This window comes from Hyphomicrobium sp., assembly GCF_041659645.1.
Lineage (GTDB): Bacteria > Pseudomonadota > Alphaproteobacteria > Rhizobiales > Hyphomicrobiaceae > Hyphomicrobium_B.
In genome coordinates this window covers 172,855-196,496 of record NZ_JBAZXX010000004.1, presented here as the reverse complement: position 1 = coordinate 196,496, position 23,642 = coordinate 172,855, and the positions used below count along the sequence as shown (strand labels likewise).

General features: G+C 58.7%; 19 protein-coding genes. 12 read left to right on the top strand and 7 right to left on the bottom strand.

The features are described 5' to 3' along the window. Positions 1-3 precede the first annotated feature (3 nt). A complete protein-coding gene (locus WC811_RS15280) occupies positions 4-1,929 on the top strand; it encodes a response regulator (RefSeq protein WP_372646167.1) in 1,926 nt (641 codons plus the stop codon). A 126-nt stretch (positions 1,930-2,055) separates the two neighbouring features. Next, entirely contained in the window at positions 2,056-3,957 is a 1,902-nt protein-coding gene (locus WC811_RS15275) for a glycoside hydrolase family 15 protein (protein WP_372646165.1), read from the top strand. An 18-nt stretch (positions 3,958-3,975) separates the two neighbouring features. Here the strand turns inward: WC811_RS15275 and WC811_RS15270 are convergent, their stop codons facing one another. Further along, on the bottom strand, positions 3,976-5,037 hold the full coding sequence (locus tag WC811_RS15270) for an HWE histidine kinase domain-containing protein (protein ID WP_372646163.1): 1,062 nt from the start codon (positions 5,035-5,037) through the stop codon (positions 3,976-3,978). Positions 5,038-5,357: 320 nt separating this feature from the next. Between WC811_RS15270 and WC811_RS15265 the strand changes: the two genes are divergently transcribed. From WC811_RS15265 to otsB, 4 genes are read left to right on the top strand one after another with little or no spacing between them, the layout of a single operon-like run. Then, positions 5,358-6,833, top strand: a complete 1,476-nt coding sequence (locus WC811_RS15265; protein WP_372646161.1) for a trehalose-6-phosphate synthase — start codon at positions 5,358-5,360, stop codon at positions 6,831-6,833. After that, positions 6,830-7,639, top strand: coding sequence for an ROK family protein (locus WC811_RS15260; protein WP_372646159.1), 810 nt, complete (start codon positions 6,830-6,832; stop codon positions 7,637-7,639). The genes WC811_RS15265 and WC811_RS15260 overlap by 4 nt, the downstream gene beginning before the upstream one ends. Beyond that, positions 7,636-8,730 carry a carbohydrate kinase family protein gene (locus WC811_RS15255; RefSeq protein WP_372646157.1) on the top strand — a complete coding sequence of 365 codons (1,095 nt, stop codon included), beginning with the start codon at positions 7,636-7,638 and terminating at the stop codon, positions 8,728-8,730. Before WC811_RS15260 ends, WC811_RS15255 begins: the two co-directional genes overlap by 4 nt. Before the next feature lie 14 nt (positions 8,731-8,744). Further along, positions 8,745-9,563 carry a trehalose-phosphatase gene (otsB, locus tag WC811_RS15250; RefSeq protein WP_372646155.1) on the top strand — a complete coding sequence of 273 codons (819 nt, stop codon included), beginning with the start codon at positions 8,745-8,747 and terminating at the stop codon, positions 9,561-9,563. Here otsB and WC811_RS15245 read toward each other — a convergent pair whose 3' ends face one another. From WC811_RS15245 to WC811_RS15235, 3 genes are all read right to left on the bottom strand, one after another. Beyond that, positions 9,564-11,357 (bottom strand): hypothetical protein, encoded by a 1,794-nt coding sequence (locus tag WC811_RS15245; protein ID WP_372646152.1) that lies wholly within the window; start codon positions 11,355-11,357, stop codon positions 9,564-9,566. A 159-nt stretch (positions 11,358-11,516) separates the two neighbouring features. Further along, a complete protein-coding gene (locus WC811_RS15240; RefSeq protein ID WP_372646150.1) occupies positions 11,517-13,310 on the bottom strand; it encodes an ABC transporter ATP-binding protein in 1,794 nt (597 codons plus the stop codon). A 127-nt stretch (positions 13,311-13,437) separates the two neighbouring features. Continuing rightward, positions 13,438-14,337, bottom strand: a complete 900-nt coding sequence (locus tag WC811_RS15235; RefSeq protein WP_372646148.1) for a glycosyltransferase family 2 protein — start codon at positions 14,335-14,337, stop codon at positions 13,438-13,440. A 475-nt stretch (positions 14,338-14,812) separates the two neighbouring features. On the opposite strand from WC811_RS15235, the gene gmd reads away from it, so the two are divergent. Then, positions 14,813-15,886, top strand: a complete 1,074-nt coding sequence (gmd, locus tag WC811_RS15230; protein ID WP_372646146.1) for a GDP-mannose 4,6-dehydratase — start codon at positions 14,813-14,815, stop codon at positions 15,884-15,886. 29 nt (positions 15,887-15,915) lie between these two features. Then, positions 15,916-16,869 (top strand): GDP-L-fucose synthase family protein, encoded by a 954-nt coding sequence (locus tag WC811_RS15225; protein WP_372646144.1) that lies wholly within the window; start codon positions 15,916-15,918, stop codon positions 16,867-16,869. Between the two features lie 22 nt (positions 16,870-16,891). Here WC811_RS15225 and WC811_RS15220 read toward each other — a convergent pair whose 3' ends face one another. Both WC811_RS15220 and WC811_RS15215 read right to left on the bottom strand, forming a co-directional pair. Continuing rightward, positions 16,892-17,752 carry an alpha/beta fold hydrolase gene (locus tag WC811_RS15220; protein WP_372646142.1) on the bottom strand — a complete coding sequence of 287 codons (861 nt, stop codon included), beginning with the start codon at positions 17,750-17,752 and terminating at the stop codon, positions 16,892-16,894. A gap of 155 nt (positions 17,753-17,907) precedes the next feature. Then, the gene (locus tag WC811_RS15215) at positions 17,908-18,747 is read right to left on the bottom strand and encodes an IclR family transcriptional regulator (protein WP_372646140.1); all 840 of its coding nucleotides are present in this window, start codon (positions 18,745-18,747) and stop codon (positions 17,908-17,910) included. A gap of 268 nt (positions 18,748-19,015) precedes the next feature. Between WC811_RS15215 and WC811_RS15210 the strand changes: the two genes are divergently transcribed. Both WC811_RS15210 and WC811_RS15205 read left to right on the top strand, forming a co-directional pair. After that, positions 19,016-19,423, top strand: coding sequence for a RidA family protein (locus WC811_RS15210; RefSeq protein ID WP_372646138.1), 408 nt, complete (start codon positions 19,016-19,018; stop codon positions 19,421-19,423). 51 nt (positions 19,424-19,474) lie between these two features. Beyond that, entirely contained in the window at positions 19,475-20,371 is an 897-nt protein-coding gene (locus WC811_RS15205) for a fumarylacetoacetate hydrolase family protein (RefSeq protein WP_372646136.1), read from the top strand. Between the two features lie 47 nt (positions 20,372-20,418). Here WC811_RS15205 and WC811_RS15200 read toward each other — a convergent pair whose 3' ends face one another. Next, positions 20,419-21,534 (bottom strand): FAD-dependent oxidoreductase, encoded by a 1,116-nt coding sequence (locus tag WC811_RS15200; protein WP_372646134.1) that lies wholly within the window; start codon positions 21,532-21,534, stop codon positions 20,419-20,421. A 235-nt stretch (positions 21,535-21,769) separates the two neighbouring features. Between WC811_RS15200 and WC811_RS15195 the strand changes: the two genes are divergently transcribed. Together WC811_RS15195 and WC811_RS15190 are read left to right on the top strand one after the other, a co-directional pair. After that, positions 21,770-23,176: an APC family permease gene (locus WC811_RS15195; RefSeq protein WP_372646132.1), complete on the top strand. Its 1,407-nt coding sequence runs from the start codon at positions 21,770-21,772 to the stop codon at positions 23,174-23,176. Between the two features lie 60 nt (positions 23,177-23,236). Then, positions 23,237-23,638: a hypothetical protein gene (locus WC811_RS15190; RefSeq protein ID WP_372646130.1), complete on the top strand. Its 402-nt coding sequence runs from the start codon at positions 23,237-23,239 to the stop codon at positions 23,636-23,638. Positions 23,639-23,642 lie beyond the last annotated feature (4 nt).

Here is a 23,642-nt window from a genome sequence, read left to right as displayed (position 1 = left end):
AACATGGCCCCCGAACTTGCCGCGATCGAACCTGTCAATATTCTCCTGGTCGACGACCAACCGGGCAAGCTCCTGACTTACGAAGTCATCCTCGATGGCCTCGATGCGACGCTGATCAAGGCAACGACGGCGGAAGAAGCGCTGACGGCGCTCCTCAAGAACGACATCGCCGTGATCCTGATGGACGTCTGCATGCCCGATCTCGACGGCTTCGAGCTTGCGGCGATGATCAGAGACCATCCGCGGCATGAAAAGACCGCGGTCATCTTTATTTCAGCGGTTCGGCTCGAAACGGACGATCTGCTGAAGGGTTACCGAACCGGCGCGGTCGATTATGTGTCCGTTCCGGTGGTGCCGGAAATCCTAAAGGCCAAGGTGCAGATCTTCGTGGAGCTTTTCCGGAAGAGCCGCCAGCTCGACGCGCTCAATGCCGAACTCGAAGAACGCGTGAAGCAGCGCACCGAACAACTGCAAGCGTCGCATGCTGCACTTCAAGAGAGCGAAGAGCGTTTGCGCCTTGCCAGCGAAGCGGCCAAGCTCGCGACATTCGAATACGATCCGAAAACGCAGATGCTGCAGTGGTCGGCAAACATCTCCGATGTGCTGCATCGAAATGTTCCCGAGCGCCAGACCTTCGACGACTTCATGGAACTCATTCACGACGACGATCGCGAGACAGTGCGAAATTACGTCCGCACCACGAATTACTCCGATACGACCGCCGAACTCGAATTTCGCGTGACGAGCGCGCGGGGCATTTCCTGGATTCTGGCGCGCGGCCGGGCGCTGAATACGGGGGAAGAAGATACGCTCCGTGTGCTCGGGACGTTCCTCGACATTACCGAGCGCAAGTCGGCTGAAAGCCATCAGCAGTTGCTGATGGCCGAGCTCGATCATCGCGTCAAAAACATTCTCGCCAATGTTGCGGCGATCGCCAGACTTTCAAGTTCGAATGCGGTTTCCGTGCCGTCTTTCGCGTCGGCTCTCGACGGGCGCATTCACGCAATGTCGTCAGCACACGACCTGTTGCGGCAAAGCAGCTGGACAGGCGTCGACCTGCACGAACTCGTTCAGGGCGCGCTCGCGCCGTTTCGCTCGCGCAGCAACAACGACATCGTCGTCGACGGCGATCGCATACGGCTAACATCGAAGTTCGGGCAGTCGATGGCGCTGGTGTTGCACGAGCTTGTCACCAATGCCGTCAAGCATGGCGCGCTCTCGGTTCCCGGCGGCAAGGTCAGCGTCGGCTGGTCTCGCATTTCGATGCCGGAAGGTGAAAAAATCGCGTTCTCATGGGAAGAACGCGGCGGTCCCGTCTGCATGAAGCCGGCGCGCAATGGGTTTGGGCTCGCCGTCATCCGCAGTGCGGCTTCCGAATGCGGGGGAGTGGCGGAAATGACATTCGCGCCCGACGGCTTCCAGTTCAATTTCCATGGCGAACTTTCATCACGAACGCAAATGGTCGGCACGCGCCACATCGCGATTGTGCCAAAGTCCCGCGCGCCGTTGCTCGCGGCAAATATGCCGGAGACGAGCAGCTGTCGGATTCTCCTCGTCGAAGACGAAGCGTTGATCGCCATGCAGTTGAAGCTCGACCTTGAGGCAGAGGGTCACACGGTCGTCGGGCCGTACGCCCAGCTCTCCGAGGCGCTGCGGGCAGCGGCGGATTCGAATTTCGACATTGCGCTCATCGATATCAACCTTGGCGCCGACAATAGTGCGCCGATCGCGGAGATCCTGGATCGCAAGAATATCCCGTTTGCGTTCACCACGGGCTACAACGATCTCGTGTTCCTGCCGCCTCGCCTGCGCGAATATCCGCACCTTACGAAACCCTATAATCCGGCGGACGTGAAGGACCTCGTCAAGATGCTGGCCTATCGCACTGGGCAGCATGACGCTGCCGACGCGGCCGATCAGGTTGCATAGTCGGCGACGTCCGGAAATTCGCTCCGATGCTTGGCGCGCGCTTCATGCTTCATTGTGCAGCGCACGCAACCATAGGCAGCCTTCGGCGTTGTTCTCGACTGCATGGGTTTTCTATCGGGGAAGTTGATGACTGCCAGTTCTTATCGCTCTTCGCTCGATGTCGCGGCCATCGGTAACGGACGAGTCGCCGCGCTCATAGATAAGGGCGCTCGCATCGTTTGGTGGTGTTTCCCGCGACTCGACGGCGATCCTGTTTTTTGCCGCCTGCTCGCGGGCAACGAAGAAAAGGGCTTCTGCGACGTTGTTCTTGAGGGCCAGGTCTCGGCAACGTCGAGTTACGTGCGCAACACCTGCATCCTCGAGACGATCCTGATCTCGGACAGCGGCGCGGTGGTGAAGGTGACGGACTTCGCGCCTCGGTTCTGGCGCTACGATCGCTCGTTTCATCCGTCGCAACTGGTGCGCCGCATCGAACCGTTGCGAGGTCTGCCGCGGATCTCCGTTCGCATTCGGCCCACCCATGGCTACGGACAGGTCGCTCCCAGCGCGTCGCACGGTTCGAACCACATTCGCTATATGTGCGGTTCAACGGCGGTTCGGGTCACCACTGACCTTGCCGTTTCCTACATCGAACACGAAACGCAGTTTGCGCTCACGCATCCGGCAACGCTCGTGATCGGCCCCGACGAGCCGATCGAGGGTTCGATCGATGCACTGTCCCGGGAATTTCTAGAACGCACGCGTGATTTCTGGATCGGGTGGGTTCGCGGGCTCGCGGTCAGCTACGAATGGCAACCGGAAATCATCAGGGCGGCGATTTCGCTCAAGCTCTGCACGTTCGAAGAGACCGGCGCAATTACCGCCGCGCTCACGACGTCCATTCCGGAAGCTCCGAATACGCCGAGAACATGGGATTATCGCTTTTGCTGGCTGCGCGACGCCTATTTCGTCATTCGTGCGCTCAATCGGCTCGGCGCGACGCAATCGATGGAGCATTATCTCGATTATATCACCACCATCGTTGGCGACGGCAAAAGTGCTCTGAAGCCCTTCTACGGTATCGTTCACAACGACACGGCCGAAGAGCAGATCGCGCCGAACCTTCGGGGCTACCAAGGCATGGGGCCGGTTCGCCTCGGAAATCTCGCATCCGGCCAATTGCAGCATGATGCTTATGGCAGCGTTATTCTCGGCGCGACCCAGATGTTCATCGATCAGCGATTGCCGCGCATGGGCGATATCAGCTTGTTCCGGGAGCTTGAGGCGCTTGGCGAGCAAGCGCGCAATCTTTATCTCGAACCGGATGCGGGAATTTGGGAATATCGCGGACGGCAGCGCATCCATACGCATTCGGCTACCATGTGCTGGGTCGCTTGCGACCGCCTCGCGCGGATTGCAAAACTGCTCGGCCTTGCGGACAGGGTCACATATTGGGCGGCTGCGGCGGAGCGTATCCGCGCCGAAATTCTAGCGCGCGCCTGGAGCGAAAGACGGGGCTCGTTCACAGGCGCGTTCGATCACCAGGAACTTGATGCGAGCGTGCTGCTGCTGCCGGATCTCGGTTTCCTACCTGCCGACGATCCGCGATTCATCAAGACGTGCAACACGATCGGCCGCGAGCTGATGCGTAACGGTCTGATGCTGCGCTACGCAGCCGAGGACGATTTCGGTTTGCCGGAAGCGGCATTCCTCGCCTGCCAATTCTGGTACATCGATGCACTTGCCTCGATAGGCCGCGCGGATGAAGCACGCGATATCTTCAATGAGATTTTGAAGAACCGTAACTCGTTCGGGATGCTCAGCGAAGATTTGCATCCTGCGACCGGCGAACTCTGGGGCAATCTTCCGCAGACCTACTCCATGGCGGGATTGATCAACTCTGGAATGACGCTGTCGCGAAAATGGGAAGACGCGTGGACGGGTTCGGCGGCCGAGCGCCATGACATCAAGGAGAGCAACAGGCAGAGCGTCGGCGACAACGATATATCAGCGGTTCTTGCAGGTCGGGGCGTGCGCAATTCTCTTTGACGGCGCTCGCCTTGGGCATCAACGGACAGAAGGCGCGCGACCGCGTGTTCGGCGCGTGGTTGCCTGTCTCAAGACGGCGACCAAGCTGCATTGCACGCCGCCTTCGTCGAACCGCCGTTCCACTTGAGCCGTCGGAAAGCCGCTGTCGATGAGGGTCGTTCCGAGACCGCGCCGTTCCGGCGCGCTGACGGCCGGACCGCCGCGTTCGCTCCACAGGAGTTCAAAGCGGCTATCGTCGTTATCGAGGCGCGTGAGCGTCCACGTCACGCTGACTGAGCCCCCATTGTTTGACCAGGCCCCATACTTGATCGCATTCGTGCCGAGTTCATGCAGCGTCAATGCGAGAGCACTTGCGACATCGCCCGGTATGATTGTCTCCGGCCCACGGATCACGAAGCGCGCTTTACCGGGCGGCACGAGGGGTTTCAATGTCCCCGCGATTAGCTCGTTTAAAGATGCGCCGATGAAATTGCGTGTCGCGACCAAATCAATGGCGTTGCCCATCGCCGAAAGCCGTCCGGCGAGTGCGGCGGCAAATTGATCGACGTCTCGCGTGTGTCGCGCGGACTGGCTGATGAGACCTGAGATAACGGCAAACGTATTCTTGAGGCGATGCCGGAGCTCGATGTTGAGTTGTTCGAGTTGCAGTTCCCCGAGCGCGCTGTCTTGAAGGAGAGATTCACTGCGCATTCGCTCGTCCAGAAGTCCCTCGACTCTGCGATTAAGGAGATGGACGACCGTAACGATCAGCAGGGAGAAAAGAACAAAGCTCCCAAGTGCTACGACAGCCGAACCGTCGAGAGGGAACCAACCGGGTCCCGGAAAATATATATACCAGCTGAAGATAAATGACGCGGCGACGACGGCGAGGCCAGGCCCCGTGCCCGCTACAAGGGACGCAAGCAAGACCGCGACGAAGAACGTCAGAAAGGGGGTGCTGTTTTCCAGCCATGGCGAAAGGCCCATGCGCGCGGCAGCAGCAATGAGAAAAATCGCAATCGCTGCAGGATAAGCGTACTGGGGCTTGCGCCGCAATCGCGGAAATACTCGTTCGATCAAGTTGTCGACGAGCTTGCTCATTCGCGGCACGGGCGGCCCGCGCCTCCATCTAGCATTCCAGGCGGAAGCTGCAGCAGAAGTCGCGCGCTGCCCCCGATTTTCTCTGCCCTTTTGTTATCATGTAATGCCGAGCCAAGCGAGACTTGATGCTCACAAGCGCGACGAAAGGCGCTGCCGATGCCGCGTGCGTTAACATCACTACGGGTTTTAGTCCGGAACTTTACCGGAACAGGCAGACCGTCGCGGAAGGGAACCCCTTGCGATCTCGGGGGTTTAAACACCGCAATGCTACGCGGGGGCCGGCGTTTTCCGAGGCCGCCCGTTATGCAGAAGGAGGTCTCTTGACCAGACTTGTTATGGTCTCCAACCGCGTCATCGATTTCAACGCCGCGCAACAGGCAGGTGGTGTCGGCGTCGCAATTTACAATACTCTCGCCCGCCAAAGCGGCTTCTGGTTTGGATGGGACGGTCAGATCGAGGATACAGACTCTCCGGAACCGAAAGCCACCACTGTCGGCGGCCATACGACCGTCACCGAACCTCTCACCGCTGCCGACTACAATGAATACTATCTCGGATATTCCAACTCGGTTCTTTGGCCGGTCTTTCACAACCGTCTCGATCTCGCGCAATTCGAAGCGGGTTATTACTCGCGCTATGTCGAGGTAAACGCTAGGTTCGCGCGCCATCTCGCCCCGCTGCTGGAGCCCGACGACGTCATCTGGGTGCATGACTATCACTTGGTGCCGATGGCGATGGAGCTGCGCAAGTTAGGCGTTGAAAATCCCATCGGTTTCTTTCTGCACATTCCCGTCGGACCGGCGCAGGCCCTGCTCGCCATTCCGGAGAATAAAGAAATTGCACGAGCGCTTGGCGCTTACGATCTCATCGGGTTGCAGACACAGTCGGATGTACGCAACCTGATCGATTTTCTACAACAAAGTGTATCCGGTAGACTGCTGCCATCGGGGCGGATTCGCGTCTACGAGACCGAACTCGACATCGGGTGCTTTCCCGTCGGGATCGATTCCGACGACTTTGCCTTTGGTCCGGGCGAAGCAGAAGCGCTAGCCGCCGCTGACACCAGCGATGTCCATCGCATCATCGGCATCGACCGGCTGGATTACACCAAGGGTCTGCCGCAAAAGTTCAAAGCCTACGGCAAATTTCTCGAAGAGTTCCCGGAATACAGGCGGCGCATCGTGCTGTCGCAATTTGCGCCGCCGACACGTGAGAGCGTCGAAGCCTATGCGGACATCAAGGCCGAGCTTGAATCTCTTGCCGGCTCGATCAACGGTCGCTTCGGTGAACTCGACTGGGTGCCGATCAATTATATTCATCGCACGATTCCGCGCAGCGAACTGCGCGATATCTACCGGACATCGCGGGTCGGCTGGGTGACGCCGCTTATGGACGGCATGAACCTCGTGGCAAAGGAATACGTTGCATCGCAGGATCCGCGCGACCCCGGCGTGTTGGTTCTGTCGAAGTTCGCAGGCTCCGCCGAGCAGCTCGCCGACGCGGTGCTCGTGAATCCTTATGATCTGAACGACCTCGCGCAGTGTCTCAAGCTAGCACTTGATATGCCGCTTGAGGAACGGCGCGCGCGGCACGAGAAGCTCGTTACCATTGTTCGGAAATATGATTCCAAAGCCTGGGGAAGCAGCTATTTCGCGGCGCTCGTCAAAGCCGGCCAGCGTCGCTTCGGCCGATCGCCGAAATCTTCGGCCGATATGGGACGAGCGCTTGAGCGATTGAAGGGCTCAGTAAAAAATGGCACCCCTAAGGATCGCTTGGGGGCGAATGCGGGGACATGATGTCTGCTATCGTCGATAAATTAAATATTCCACCGACTGATGAAGTCGCGAGAAACCCAAACATTCTTTGCGTCGATATTGGCGGCACGCTGATCAAAGCCGCAACCGTCAATGAAAGTGGAACGCTGACCTCGGATTTCATAACCACGCAGACGCCGAAGCCGTCGACGCCTGACGCCATCGTCGATCTCGTCGCTGACGTCGTGAAGACGTTGCCCACATTCGGCCGTGTCTCCGTCGGTTTTCCGGGGGTGGTCGGCCACCAGCATATTCGCACTGCGCCCAATCTCGGCACGCAGCAATGGAAAGAATTCGATCTCGAGCAGGTGCTGAGTCAGCAGTTGCGTGCGCCCGTGCGCGTCCTGAACGATGCCATCGTCTATGGGCTTGGCGTCGCGAAGGGACCGGGACGCGAATGCGTCCTGACGTTCGGGACCGGTATGGGATGCGCCCTGTTCGTCAATGGGACGGTATTTTTCGGACTCGAACTCGGACAGCATCACGCGATCGACGATTGCAATTACGATGGCTATATCGGTCACGCTGCCTATCTCGAACTTGGCCTTGAAGCGTGGAACGAACGTGCCAAACGAGTTTTGAGTTCCGTGCAGGCATTGACGAATGTCGATCGGCTTTATGTCGGCGGCGGCAATTCGCGGCGGCTGACGTTCGACCTTCCGGTGTGGGCGAGCGTCGTCCCGCCGGCTACGGGTATCTCTGGCGGCGCGAGGTTATGGCGCCCCGAGATGGACCAGTGGTTCCGGCAGTCTCGAGATCTGATGGGCGCCGCCGCGGAGCGCCGATGAACGTCCTCACCATCGGCGGCGCGATGGTCGACACGATCGTCACGGTCGCGAGCGACAGAATCGAACAGATCAAGATGCGCAACGCCGAAAGCTCTTTCCTACTTCTCGAGGAAGGCCAAAAGACAGAAGCCGAACAAATCGCGACGAGCGGCGGCGGCGGCGCGCTGAACTCCGCGGTTGCGGCCGCAAGGCTCGGCCACTCGACATCGATTATTGCGAAGATCGGCCGCGATGATAAAGCCGACGCCGTTCGCATATTATTGCAGGCGGAGGGCGTGGATATTTCGCGGCTCGCTGTCGATGACAATGAGCCGACCGGCACGTCGGTGATCATTTCCTCGCACGATCGGAACGCAGCCGTGTTTACGTATCGCGGCGCCAATACGCGCCTGCGCGCAGAGGATCTGCCAGCGGAGGCATTCGCTGGACGCCAACTCGTCTACGTGGCCAATCTCAGCAATGAGTCGGCTGACTGCTATCCGCTCGTCGTCGAGCGCGCGAAGGCTGCGGGGGCGCTGCTGGCGGTCAATCCCGGCATCCGCCAACTCACAGCCCGTTACGACGATTTCTGGCAGAGCCTCAAGCACATCGATATTCTTTGTGTAAACCGCGCGGAGGCGCAGACGTTGATGCCGCGCCTATTGCAGTCGTTCGGAGATGGCGGGGCTCCGCTGTCGGTGAAAAGCGGCGACCCGCTACAGCCGCTCGCGAAGCGCGGTCTTCGCAGCGGCGGATATGAGATGACGCTCGTGAAGTTTCTGGGCGCGTTGATCGAGCTTGGCGTCGGCGCTGTCGTTTTGACCGACGGCGCGAACGGCGCATTTATCGCCAGAGGGCAAGACCTTCATTACCGCGCGGCGCAACATGTCGTCGCAGCGGCAACAACAGGCGCCGGCGATGCGTTCTCCGCCACGTTCGCATGTTATCTCGCAGATACGAATGACGCTATCCGCGCATTGAGCGCCGCGTCGATCAACGCTGCGAGTGTCGTGCAATTCATCGATACGCAGTCGGGGCTTTTGACCCGGTCGGCATTGGAGCGGGAGCTCGCGCGCGAAAGCGAGGCTCCGTTGCTGAGTTTTTCGATCTAGGAAGGACGTTTTAAATGCAGCACTTGAGGGACATCGCGCCGCGAGCCGAGCCGGATTGGTCGCCGCAGGCGCGTGCCGCCGCAATGCGCACCGACGTCGAGAAACTTGTCGCTTCAAATGAACCCGTCGCGCTCTTTCTCGATATCGACGGGACGCTGCTTGACGTGGCGCTGACTCCGTCGACCGTTCACGTGCCGACCATTCTGCCGAGCCTTCTCGACGCGCTTTCCGAGCGATTTTCGGGGGCGGTGGCGATCGTTACGGGACGGCAACTCGCGGAAGCAGACCGTCTTTTGCATCCGTCGAAGCTGGTTGGCGCCGGTGTGCACGGCTCGCAAATGAGGCTTTCGTCCCATGGCGCCATCGAGAATTTGACTCCGAGCTTCGCTCCGGCGCTGCAAACCGACATCAAGGCGATTGTGCAGGATCTCCCGGGCGTGGTGTTCGAAGACAAAGGCGGCGGCATCGCATTGCATTACCGGTTGGCGCCGGAGCTGCAATCGTCGCTGCTGATGATGCTTGAAGCGCTCGCCGCAAAATATCCAAATCAGTTTTCGATTTGCGGCGGGCGGAAAGTCGTCGAAGTTCTGCCTGTCGGCTTCTCGAAGGAGCGAGCGCTTCGTACGCTCGCGTCGCTGCCGCCGTTCGCCAAGAGGACGCCGGTCATGGTCGGAGACGACATCGCCGATGTCGGGGCCTTCCGCGCGGCTGAGGATCTCGGCGGCTTCGGACTTAAGGTCGCGGGCGAGAATTTCTCAAAGGAAGAGTCGTCATTCCAAGGACCGGCCGAAGTCTTGAGCTGGCTACAAATGCTGGCGCAAACGGGACGCTGATCAAGCGTTCTTTGCGGCCTGGTCCGGTTCGCTTTCGGTCGTGCTGCCACCCGGTTCGTTCAGCACCATCAGCAGCGGCGTCAGCCCTTCGGAATTGACCAGCTTGAAAATTTCAATGTCGTTGCGGGCCTGCTCGCTCCATCCGGCAATTTGCAATGCGCGCTCAGCCTTCGAGAATAGTCCGTGATTTCTGACGGCACGCTTTTCGACGTACTTTTGCAATTCCTCGCCCGACATGCCCTGATCTTCCGCCCACTTCTTACGGATTTCAGTCAGATCGGTATCGCTACCCGAAGACTCTTCCGTCTTCAGGGCTTGGAGTTCGTTTTTCCGGAATTGCCACCACTTGCCGCCTCTTGGCCAGCGCACGAGGTCGAGATCGCTCAACACGCCGGCAAGCTGATTGATCGCCATCGCCTTAGCCGCCTCCTCCTTGTTGTCAGGATCACAACTGTAGAGGTTCGGAATGACAAGATACGACGCGTTGTTGTGATGGACGAAATGGCGACGCACCCATTCAAGATCGGCGCCGGGAGCGCGATTGATCGCGGTGTCGATGGCGTCGCGAATTTGGCGTGCGAGGGCGCCAGAAGGACGAACGGACGGCGGCTCGCGCGGCGGATTGATGATCGCGAGCGCGAGTAGCCCCATATCAATGCCAATCGTCGCCAAGAGGGCGATGACGTCGCGACCGGTGATCGGCTCGCCTTCGCCGGTATGCCCCGCTGTCAAGACCTTGCCGCCGGAAAACACATAGCGGAACGCACTCGACGTATATGCGCCGATGTTGCTCCAGAGATTTTTGACGGCGTTCGCGACGCCGGCCGGGCCTTCGTTGAACACGGCTTCGCGCAGCTTCAGTTCGGCTGGCTGATCGGCTTGCGCTGCTGCGTCGCGAAGGCGTTCCGCGAGCGTCGGATCGTAGCAAGACGATCCGGATTTGCCGGGGGACTGAGATACGGACTCGGCGAGCGATCGCATCTCGGACGCCGTCGATTGCCCGAGCTGATTGCTGCGCGCCGCGATGTTGCGGGCGAGGCCACGGATCTCGGATGCCTTGTTTTCGAAATTGCGCTGGCGTTCTTCGATCGTTGCGCCGCTTAACCCATCAGCTGCTTGGCGCAATGACTGCACGTCCGCCTGGACCGGTTCGAGCCACGACTTCGTCATGCCGTCGCGAAGGGCGCTGACGCCATCGCGCACGCTCCGTCGCGCATTGTAGAGCGGACCCTTTCCGGCACCCGAAGCCACGCCGCAACTGCCGCCGCTCGTCTCCTCGCGCGTCATTTGACTATCGGACCAGGTGACGACACTGTCGAGTTGGCCGCGAACGGCGTCGAGCCGGGCAGCGACGGCAGCGCTTGCGTCGCGGGCGTCCTCCTGCAAACCGGCAAGGCCCGTCTTCGTCGCCTCCTCCCCTGAAATCAGGCTCCACCAGAAACCGTAGCCGAAGCCGATCGACCAGACTGCGAGGAACACGTAGAGCGGAAACGTGACGATGCGTTCACGCAGGCGGCGCTTGGCGCCGAACGTCTCGCGCAGCGTCAGCCACATCAGAAAGGTGAGAGCCACGACGACGGCAATGACGAGGACGTCATTGGAAATGGAGATGCCTCCGGCCGCGGGTGCCGTAGGGGTTGCCGACACGCCGACGATGAAATCGCGCATGCCGTGCCACGTCGCGTAGCCCGAGATGATCAACAGCATGAACGAGGCGATGCCGATCAGTGTATTGCGGCCCAGGACGTAATCGATCGTCCTGCCGATCAGGCTCGGTTGCGCTGGTTCCGCCATACTCACCCCCACGCTGGCTCCGGAGAAACTTGATACCGGAGATACGAGGCTTCAGCCGTAACCGTAGGGCAACAGTCGGCGCAATCGTGCCCGCCCGGCGCGAGCCAACATGACGACTGCGTTACAGCGCGTCGCGCGGTCGCGCAGATGCGAGGGGGTCTAGATCGCCTGAGCGAACGGCTTATCGGTTTCGAGAAATTTCGCGAACTGCAGTCTGAACAGACGGCTGTAGGCCCCGCCTTCGGCGATCAGTTGCTCGTGGGTTCCGCTTTCGATGACGCGACCGGCTTCAATTACATGGATCAAGTCTGCGTGCAGGATCGTCGACAGACGATGAGCGATGACAATCGTCGTCTTTCCCTCGGTCAACCGACGCAACTCACGCTGGATGAAGTCTTCTGTCTCGCTGTCGAGCGCCGACGTCGGCTCGTCCAGCAAGATGATAGGCGCATTTTTAAGAAACGCCCGGGCCAGGGCGATGCGCTGGCGCTGGCCGCCTGAAACCTGCCCGCCGAGCTCGCCGACCGGACTGTCGTATCCGCGCGGCAGCCCCGTGATGAATTCATGAGCGCTCGCAGCCTTTGCCGCCTCGATGCACATTTCATTCGATGCGTCTTCCTGGCCGGCCCGAATGTTTTCGATGATGGAACCTTCAAACAGGAAGGCATCCTGCCCCACAACCGAAACATTCCGCCGCAACGACTTGAGCGATATATCCGCTATCGACTGACCGTCGATTTCAATCACACCGGAGTCCGTCGCGCGCAGACGTTGGAGAAGCGCGAAAATGGTGGTCTTGCCGCCGCCCGAGTGCCCAACCAGAGCCGTCACCTTGCCGGCGGGAGCGCGGAGCGTCATGCCTTCGATGACGGGCTTGTTCTGCACGTAACGGAATGAGACGTCGCGAAGCGCGACGGCGCCGCCGGCGACTTTCAACTCCGGTTTATCCGGATCCTCGGCTTCGCGCTCGGGCGTATCCAGAAGCTCGTACATCATGCGAACGCCGATCGCCGCCGACGCCAGTTGCAGCTGAACGCGAGAAAGCCGGCGGCCTGGATCGGAGCACATCAGAAGCGCGGTGATAAAGGCAAAAAACTGCCCGGGACTCGCTCCGTGATAAAGATTTTGCCAACCGGCATAGAAGATGACAGCAGCGACGGCGCAGCCTCCGATCGCCTCCATGAGCGGATTCACGCCAGCCTGAATTTTCAACATCTTGTTCGACAACCGCTGGACGGCCTCGATGGCGTTGAACATCCGAACCCGCATCTTGTTTTCGAGTTGGAAGGATTTGACAACCTGCGCGCCCTGGCTGACTTCGCGCGTGATCTGAATGATGCCGCTGAGGGAGTGGACTTCGCTGCGGGTCGCCTTCTTTATACGTGCGACCATTTTTCGAGACGATAGGGCCGCAATCGGACCGCCGATCAGCGCGATCGCCGACAGGACCGGGTCGAGCACGATCATCGTACATACGAGACCGATAATCGTGAAAAGGTCACGCCCGATGTTCAGGGATACCAAGTTGAGCATCTCCCGGACGTTGTTCGCGTTATAGGACATCCGGGTGGTGAGGTCGCTCGAGCTGTACGTTTGAAAAAACGCGACGTCGACCCGAAGCATATGGTCGAACATCCGTTTCTGAGTGTGAGCGACGAGACGGTTACCAATATTGCCAACGATAACTTCGGAGAAATAAGCCGCGAAACCTTTCGCGACGAAGATCGCGACGATGCCGAGCGTTATTCCGACCAGCGCCTCGCGATTCTGATGAACGAAGATTGTATCAATTACGGTTTTCAGCACGTAAGCGCTCAGCGACGTGGTGCCGGCGACAAGCAACATGCACACAACGGCAAGCGCATATTGCGGCGCGTATTCGCGTCCGGTATCGCTAAAAAGCCGCTTCAAGAGGTCTAAAGTCGTCGGCTCGGTAGTCTTCGTTGCAGTCATAAAGCTTCTCATCCGCTCAGTCATCGCGAAGCGCCGACCTAATGCGTGCCATGCGCGGGATTACGTTGATTTGCGCGGCCGCGAAAGTCAATAAACGCAATTATAGCGCGTGACAAAGCGGACAGAACTATGCCCGTTCTGCATATATCTCGCCTGCCGGGGGAGTTTGCGGGCGAAGCACAAATTCCGGCAGCGGCGAGGTCTGATCGGCGCGTCGAACCATCGTTCGATGCCTGGAATACCTGGTGCGCCACATATGCGCGACTTTTACTTGCCTGAATGAGGCTTGGATCCAAGCGTATCTCAACCCTTTCAGGCCGCCGGTGAAGTGCCGACGGGTCACGTAATACTTCAAGAAATTAATTGGGAACTCAAGTACGAGGCGTGCCAAAAGAGCCATCCGAGACGAGCAATTGGCGTGTTCCGCGGACAGCAACATCCGCTCGGCAAGTTTCCGCTTCAAATCGGCATATGTGCGGAACGAGTAGTGAAAGGCCGGGGCGCGGAGGACGCCGACGGCGCGGTCTCCTGTCACGACCGCGTCATGTACGAGGGAATCGCGAAATCGCACGACCCGACGATCATATAGCCGAACGTACAAATGATCCCTGGCCCACGGACGTGGCCGTTCCTCTCCCGGATAGACGAGATCAAGCGGAATGGCGTACGCGATCTCTGCTGGATCGCCGTTTGCAAAGGCTGCGATAATTTCTTCGCGGAGCGCCGGTGTGACGACTTCGTCCGCGTCTAAATTAAGGACCCAGGGATGTCGACATTGGTCTTCGGCAAAGCGTTTTTGTGGTCCAAAACCGAGCCAGGGCTGCGTGATGACACGACACCCTTCGGTCGTCGCAACATGAACGGTGGCATCCGTGCTTTCGCTATCGACGACAACGACTTCATCGACCCACGACGCGACGGAACGTATGGTTTGGGCAATGCGATCGGCTTCATTCTTTGAAATAATAAAACAGGACAGGGCCAATTTTTTCATAAAAAATACCTGTTGGGGGGCAACTGAAATCAAATCGGGTCACTTAATATCGGCGGCAGTATAAGTGCGTTGTGGACATGTATCGAATCCCTCGTCCAGTGCGGCGTCGGTTTGCGGGAACGGCTGATATTTCCGCTACAACGGCTGCTTCGATTTCACGGGCATCACATTCCCTCTATCGAGCTTTCTGCTCGGAGCGCGCTATCGCGGCGCATGAGCATCACCACGAAACCGAAGAGCATCAGTCCTTTGATGTAATGCCGGAATCATGACCTGCGCATAGGTCTCCCGTCGTCCTTTTCCACACTTTTTTGGACACGCTGTCTGCTCCGGGTCAGGGCCTGTTCTTTCTGTTGCGCAACGCTAACGGTGACCCGACTTTGGCGACTTCGGACAGACACCGGCACTTCGCTATTTCCCCGAGGGATAACGTCCGCACGGTTCCAACATCCTTGCTAAGGTGCGGACGAACAGTCATAACAACTTCCGATTGAAATGGTGGGGACAGATGACGAAAAAGAAGACTGCGTTGATTTCCGGCGTCACCGGACAGGACGGCGCATATCTTGCGCGCTTCCTGCTCGACAAGGGTTATACCGTTCACGGCATCAAACGCCGGTCATCATCGTTCAATACCCAGCGCGTCGATGAGATTTATCAAGATCCGCATGAATCGAACACGTCGTTCTTCATGCACTACGGCGATCTGACGGATTCAACGAACTTCATTCGGCTTGTGCAAGAGACGCAGCCGGACGAAATTTACAACTTGGCGGCACAGAGCCATGTGCAGGTAAGTTTCGAGACGCCCGAGTATACGGCCAATGCCGACGCGGTCGGCGTGCTGCGATTTCTCGAAGCTCTCAGAATTCTGAAGCTCGACCGCTCCGTTCGTTTTTATCAGGCATCCACGTCCGAACTCTACGGCAAGGTGCAAGAGACGCCGCAAAGAGAAACGACGCCGTTCTATCCGCGCTCGCCTTATGGCGTCGCTAAACTCTATGCCTACTGGATCACGGTCAACTACCGCGAGGCGTACAATATGCATGCCTCGAACGGGATCTTGTTCAACCACGAAAGTCCGATACGCGGTGAGACCTTTGTGACGCGCAAGATCACGCGCGCGATCGCCCGCATCAACGCCGGTTTGCAGTCGGCGCTTTACCTCGGTAATCTTGACGCCAAGCGCGACTGGGGGCACGCGCGGGATTATGTCGAAGGGATGTGGATGATCGTCCAGAACGACCAACCGGGCGATTATGTGCTGGCAACCGGCGAAACGCATTCGGTTCGCGAGTTCGTTGAGCTTTCGTTTGCCCAGATCGGGACAACCATTGGCTGGAAGGGCAAAGGCGCAGACGAAGTCGGATTCGATACAAGCAATGGCAACGAGCTGGTTCGCATCGATCCGAAATATTTTCGGCCGACCGAAGTCGATGTATTGCTCGGCGACCCGAGCAAAGCCCACAAGGAGCTTGGCTGGCGTCACAAGGTCGGCTTTCAAGATCTCGTCAAGGAAATGGTCTCAGCGGACGCCGCTTTGCTCGAACGAGAACGTTGGCGCAATACGCTCAGCGAATGACGAAGCCGACGATTATTCGGGAGAGCGCGATGTCTTTCGATCTCAGCAACAAGCGCGTTTTTGTGGCCGGCCATCGGGGAATGGTCGGATCGGCTCTCGTGCGCCTGCTTCGCAACGAAGACTGCGAGATCGTGACGGTCGACCGGGACCAAGTCGATCTTCGCGATCAAGCACAGGTCAGGCGCTGGTTCGACCAAGAAAAGCCCAATGTCGTGTTTCTCGCGGCGGCGAAAGTCGGCGGCATTCTTGCGAACGAAACGTATCCGGCCGAGTTCCTCTACGACAATCTTACGATCGAGCTCAACGTCGTAGACAGCGCGTTCCGCAGCGGTGTTGAGAAGCTGTTGTTTCTCGGATCGTCCTGCATTTACCCAAAGTTCGCACCTCAGCCGATCCAAGAGAGCGCGCTTCTTACGGCAAGTCTCGAGCCGACGAACGAATGGTATGCGATTGCAAAGATCGCCGGATTGAAGCTTTGCGAAGCCTACCGACGGCAATACGGCGCGGATTTCATCTCCGCCATGCCGACCAATCTCTACGGGCCGGGCGACAACTACGACCCGCTCAAAAGCCATGTGATTCCGGCGCTCCTGCGAAAAGCGCACCACGCAAAAATATCGGGCGCGCCGGAATTTGCGATTTGGGGATCGGGAACGCCAAGGAGAGAATTTCTCCATGTCGACGATGCCGCGAGCGCCGTCGTACACCTGATGAAAGTTTATTCCGGATCCGAGCACGTCAACGTCGGCACCGGCGAGGATATAACCATTCTCGATCTCGCTCGGCTCGTCAGCGACGTCGTCGGGTTCAAGGGAACGATCGCGACCGATCCGGACAAGCCGGATGGAACGCCTCGCAAATTGCTCGATGTCTCGAAATTGCAAGCAACCGGCTGGAAGCCCCGTATTGGCCTGCGAGACGGCCTCGCAGACGCCTACGATTGGTTCAGGACCAACGAAACGACGGCCCGATTGACGGTTTAGAATTATCAGGGCACGCGCCGACCTACGACTCGAGGGCCGCGTCAGGCATTGGCGCCGATGCGGGTTCTTCTCCAAACAGCATATGACACGCCGATAGCACCTTCTCGGGAAACTCCAACGCGATGGAGTGCGAGCAGCGAGCCAACAATGCGATGTCCGCTTGCGGCAACGATGCCGCGATTTGCATGGTCACTTCCGCCGGAAATGCGATGTCATTCCTTCCGTGCAGCATGGAAACGGGAATCTTGATCCTCCGAAGCTCGTCGTCGGAAACAAGCGCCTCGGTTACAAAGCGTCGTTGGTCACCGGCAAACATGGATGTGAAATAGTCCCTGTAGGCTTGGTCCTTCCACAACGTTGCTATTCTATTCTCGATATACGCTTCGGTGATGTGCTTGTGGTCGTAGATGAGGGTTTCGGCCAGAGCGACAAGTTCGTCGCGATCATTGGGAAAGCTCCAGGTACGGATCGTACCCTCGTTGATCTCGAAGGGAGCGCCCATCGATCCGGTGGTGAGAACCTTTGCAATGCGGGGCTCCGAGGCCGCGAGCTTCAGGGCCAAGGCCGCCGATAAAGAATGTCCGATGACCCCGATCCGCTCGCCCGGCATTCGATCGATCATCGCTCTGCATTGGCGCAGCCAGAAGTCGACGTCGAAATAGGGCGGCGCGGCGCGCCTTCCAGAGGCGCCAAAGCCGATGAGATCCATCCCGAAGATATGATATCGCCGCGTGAGAGGCTCAAGTATCAGCCGCCAATTTGCATATGTCGACGCGCCTGGACCCGAGCCGTGAATGAGCAACAGCGGAAAGCCGGTGCCACCCTCAATAACGTGAACGGGAATACCCTCGAACTCGAATTTAATTCCTTGGGAAAATGGCACTTGATCTCAGCTCCGCAGCCTCCTGGAGCCTCCATTAAGCTCTCCACCGGCCTCGAAGTGACGGCTTTCCTGGATGGCGGAAAATCCGGTGAGAGACTGTCGCACGCGCACGGACGTGGCACGACAGATTACCTGCGCCGTAAATTGTCGGACTTTCAGAAACCGGCTTTTCGCCTGAGGTATCCGCCGGAGCTGCGGGTAATCTCCGCGGCGGCCGCGGAGACCTGGGCGCTCAACTGCGAGACGGCTTCGTCGGTCAGCTGCGAGCTTGTGTCGGTGACCGAAACTGCGGCGACGCAATCGCCGAGTTCATTGTGGATCGGTGCTGCGACGCAGCGGCGGCCAGTCATGCTTTCTTCGTTGTCGATGGCGATGCCACCCGCGCGCACCGTGTGAAGCTCCTTGGCCAGAACCGACGGATCGCAGATGGTGCGGTCGGTCAGTCGCGCCAGATTGCCGAAACCGAAACTTGCCGACTGGCGCAAATCCGGCGAGCTCGCGAGCAGGACTTTCCCCATAGCGGTCGCGTGAACCGGCAGGCTGCTTCCAGGCGGCACCGCTGGCGTCATTTGCATACGCTTTGCCTGCTTCACCAGGAGAATGCTGCCGCTTTCAAGAACGCCCAGACTGACGGTCGCGCCGGTCTGCATTGCCAGGCTTTCAATTCTCGGAACGGCGATCGACATGAAATGCTTGCGGCGCAAAAATCCTGCGCCAATCGCGAAGCAGTTGCTGCCGATGTCCCAAAGATTTTCTTCGCGATCAAAGCGAACGAGACGCTTCTGCTCAAGCGTCGTCAGCAGACGGTGCGTGGTGGACGGCGGGAGATTCGCTCGCGCCGAAACGTCCTTCAGACGGCACCCGCCCTCAGACAAGATTTCGAGAATAACAATAGCTCGATTGAGCGATTGAACGAGATCGCCGTCCGCCCTCCTCGCTTTAGCAGGACGAGGACTCGCTTCGCGTTCTGTTCCTTCGAGTTCGTCAGATCCCATTTGTTCGCCTACCAGGAAGGACAGCTTCCGACGACTTCCTCCCACCCAGCTTGGTTTTCTTCATTATGATTTTGAAAAGGATGTCGTGGAATTGCAATGATGTCAATCGCACCCCTTAGCGATCAAGCCGCACGCATAGAATTTCCGGGATGCAGAAAGCGATCCCACAGCGGCTCCATAAGGGTACATGCCTGGGCAGTAGGCAGATCGATGCCTACGCTGCTGCTTTAATTGGCGGCAGGTCGATCTCATTGGCATAGGAACCGTAATGGCCGACATCCAGATCTTCAGTCCATCGACGCTTGGCAAACCGCTCGGACAATACTCGCAAATCACCCGCGTGAAGGCGTCGGAATATATCTTCATCGCCGGACAGGTCGGCGCCTCGGCCGACGGCGTGGCTGTTCCACCCGACGACTTCGATGGCCAGTGCGTGCAGATTTTTGCAAATCTTCATGCCGCACTTCAAAGCTGCGGCGCAGACTGGTCCAACGTCGTGCAATTCACAACGTACATGATCGACGCGAACGAGATTCCAAAGTTCATGTCGTATCGCCTTCGCGAATTTCCAAAATTCTTCCCGAATGGGGCTTACCCGCCAAACACACTGCTGATGATCAACCGACTCGTGCATGCGGAATTCAGAATCGAAGTTTCAGCGATTGCCGCGCTTTAACCGCATAGAGGGCCGCCACCTCAATCAACCGCGATGGGACATTCAGAAAAAATGAAATTCGCGACGATCAAGCATCAATCCGATTACGTCACGGCAGTCGTCGATCCCGCTACGAAGACATACTGGCCACTCGACGAGATATTTTCCGCTCTGCCCCTTGAGGCCACGAGCGATCTGGCAGCGGCCATCCCGTTCCTCTTGGGAGCGACGCTGCCGGACAAATTGGAGGGCGCGACTAAGCTCGATCCGGCCAACCTTTGGGCGCCGATCGCGCACCCTCCGCATAACATCATGTGCGTCGGCAAGAACTACCGCGCACACGCCAATGAGTTCGCCAAAAGCGGTTTCGACTCGAGCAGCTCTCCCGCGGATGCCATACCGGAATTTCCGATCATCTTCACGAAGCCCTCGACGACGATCAGCGGCCCCGCGAGCGACATTCCGCTTGTCGTCGGGCTCGACCAGGGCGTCGATTACGAATGCGAACTCGCGGTCGTAATCGGAAAAGGCGGTCGCGGTATATCGCGCGACGACGCGATGGCGCACGTCTTTGGATACACCATCGTCAATGACGTCACGGCGCGCGATCTTCAGCAGCGCCATAAGCAATGGTTCCTTGGCAAGGGCGTAGACGGATTCTGTCCCATGGGACCGTGGATCGTTACAGCCGACGAAATCGACTACCGCGATATGCGTGTCATCTGCCGCGTAAATAGCGAGGTCCGTCAAGATGCGAGCACGCGCGACCTGATTTTCGATGTTCCGTTCCTGATCGAAACCATCTCTGCGGTCATGACGCTTTCGCCCGGCGACGTCATTGCGACAGGCACTCCCGAGGGTGTCGGCATCGGGTTCAAACCGCCGAGCTTTTTAAAGGACGGCGACGTTGTCGAATGCGAGATCACCGGCATCGGCACGATCCGCAACGTCGTAAAACGCGCCGATTGAAGTCGGCGCGTTTTTTTTAAACAAACCCCCGACGTGCCGATGGCATTTCAAGCCATCGGCATATGACGCGCCCCGCGATTCAGGGCTTCGTCGAACCATTGGGTCTTCGACATTGTGCTCAGTGCGTCCGAGCGCAGCGATTCGAGACTCTTCGGCCAGCGTCCGAGCACGTAGCCATAGAGATACGACCACCACTGAACGTGATTGGTAAGCGATCGCTGCTGCTGCTCCCAAGCGACCAGAGCCGACGGCATATCGCTCGCGCGGTCGGCTGCGACGGCCAGCGCCATGACATTCGTGAATGCGGTATTCGCCGCTTGCCCGAGATTGGGCGGCATCGCGTGCGCGGCATCGCCAATGATCGCGACTTTGCCTTGCGACCACCGGCGACAGCGCACATTCACGAGGCGATCCCAGCGGCTCGCTTCTGAGAACCGCTCGATAAGGTCCGCTGCAATAGGGAACTTCTCAGTCCAGAGCGCCCGGTCCACGGGAAGGACACGCGCGCGATCATCGTTCACGGGCGCGCTCAGGAAGATGTAGTTTTCGCCTTCGGTGCATGGATTGTAGAGCAGCCGCCACGGTCCGTTCCAGTATTCGGTGACGACATCGGTTGGATCGTCCGGACGGTTGCCTATCATCATGCGGATGCCGGCTTCGACGCCGAAATCCATCCACGCCGTTCCGAGAATTTGCTCCCGCAGCATCGAGTAGGCGCCGTTAGCGATGAGCACGAGATCGGCCTTGCGCTCACCGAGCTCCGTTACCAGCGTACCGTCAGGGCGGACTTCCGTCACAACCGACGACGTCATGATTTCAACGCCGTTCGCCACGCATCGATCGATCAGGGCTTGATAGAGATCGGCGCGCGGAGGCAGCAACATTCTGTCGTGGTCCGGCATCGGACGGGACATCAATATACGTCCACGCGAGTCGACAATGCGCCATTCGTTGATGCGGCGCGCTCTTGCGACAGCCTGATCGTAGGCCCCCAGAATCGACAATGTCTTGAGGCCGCTTTCCCACAGCCAGATGCCGGCGCCGAACATGCGAAGATCCTTCGCGCGCTCATGCAGCGTCACCTTCCATCCAAGTTGTGAGAACCGGGCGGCGGCACACAAACCCGCGAGCCCGGCTCCTGCGATTTCAACGGTCTTAGCCATTTACGGCTTTCTCCCTGGATGCGGCTATTCCGCAAACGCCCATCGCTTGCTTGCGAATAGTGACGCCGCGGCGTCTAACTTTCGCTGTGGCATACCGTGTCCATCTACGTCAGCGCACGGCGAATTCCGCTATCCGGAATGCTCGCCCGCGAAGCACGGACGCTTCGTAAGGTGATCTCAAGCGAGCAAGACACCGCGACGCACTGCGCGATTTTCCTTTTGACTGGAGGTCACGATGGCCGCTGACACGACCCGATCGGAATTCGATGAATCCGGCGACGACATTAAGCTCGTCAACGAAAAGGCACTGAACTGGTTTGACGTCTCGGCCATCGGTACGGGCGAGATGCTTTTCACCGCTGGCTTTGCATGGATCGTTTACATCGCCAGTCTTTACGGCATCAAATGGAGTATAATCGGCTTCGCGATCGGCGTGGTCGTCATCCACTGCGCGTGGTGGCTTTACCGCGAGATGATCACTGCTGTGCCGGAGCCCGGCTCTATTCAATCGTATGGCCGCGAAGCCGGTCTCTTCTCGCTCGGCACGACCTATTTCGTCGGATACGCACCGGTTTACGGCGTCTTCATGTGGCTCGAACTGCAGGTCGGATCCGGGCTGCTGCACGGCCTGTTTCCCGACGTCGCGACCTGGATCTGGCCGTTTGTCGTTATCGGACCGGTCGTCGGCCTGAACCTCTTGGGTAACCAGGTTACCGGCAAAGTGCAGTCATTTCTCGTCGTTTGCACCTTGATCGGCGACGGCATCGCGGCGATCTGCGTTTGGTATCTCCTCGCTAACAAGGTCGATTTCGCCGCCAATTGGGGACTCCCCGACGGCACGACGGTCGATTGGCTGACCCCCTTTACGGTTGCCGGATTCTGGATTGGCATCATGGCGGCGGTTCTAGAAGTGCAACAGGTGCTCGTCGACGAATGGAGCGACTTTCCCAAATCGCGTGACGTTGGTCTTCTCTCGGCGGCTTGGCAGCTTTGGGTTCGTCAGATTCCGCTCGCGCTCGGCATTCTTGCGGCGGCGCCGGTGGCTGCGCTCGTCGTCATGCCGGTACCGACGGTCGGGCTCATTCACGACAAGCTGGGCGATGGGCCGGTCTTCTATCTTGCCCTCGCAAGCATGCTGATTGCGACCTACACGACTCTCAGCGTCTACTTCATGGCTGAAGGCAAAGTGCTCGCGCTCTACTCGCAGCAAGGCGCACTGCCGCGCCCGGTCGGACAATACTCGTCCCGCGCCGTGCCGTGGGTAGCGATCCTTATCCTCGCCGTCCTCGCACTCGTCGGCGCGTATATCACTGACACTCTTTTCATCATCGAAATGCTCTCAAATTGGTCAGCGAGCCTCTACTTCGTGATTGCGCTGTTCTTTATCTGCATGCGCATGCGCAAGAATATGGATCGCCCGCTGAAAGTGGCGTTCGGCATGCCTGTTGCAATCTTTCTTCTGCTGCTGTCGGGAACCATTGCGTACGCGATCTTCATGACGAACTGGAAGGCCGGCGTCGCCTGGTACGGAACCGTCGTCCTGTTCATGGCTTACGATCACTTCATCGTGCCCAGGACGAAGCGAGGTGGCTTCTACCGTGACCAGGTTCTGCGGCAACGCACGAGCGCTGCTCGCCTCTGATGAGACCAAGCGGGCGGCACTGCCGCCCGCCTATTCGCCTCCAACTCAAGGACACTCGCAATGGAAGCATCCGCCGCCCACGAATATCTGCCGAAGCCGACCGAAGTCACGGTGGACTACATGCGCGAGGTGATGGATCAGTACTACATGCGGAAATGGAACCCGAACAAGGACACGGTCATCTCCGTTAAGTCCTGGCGGGACTGGCCCATGATCGTCCGCATGCCGGACCTTCAAAAAGACTTCACCGTCATGATCGACGAGGGCAAGGTTCTGAGCGTTACGCAGGGCCAAGCTGAAAACCCGCGCATCCTAACCATCATGCTCGCGGAGACGATGCAGCGCATCTACTACGACGAATCGACGGCCGCGATCGAGCTGATCGCCGGACGCATCAAGGTGCGCGGCAACGAGACCGAGCGGCGGCGAATGCTGGCTGCCATTTCCTATCTGACCTGGTGAACTC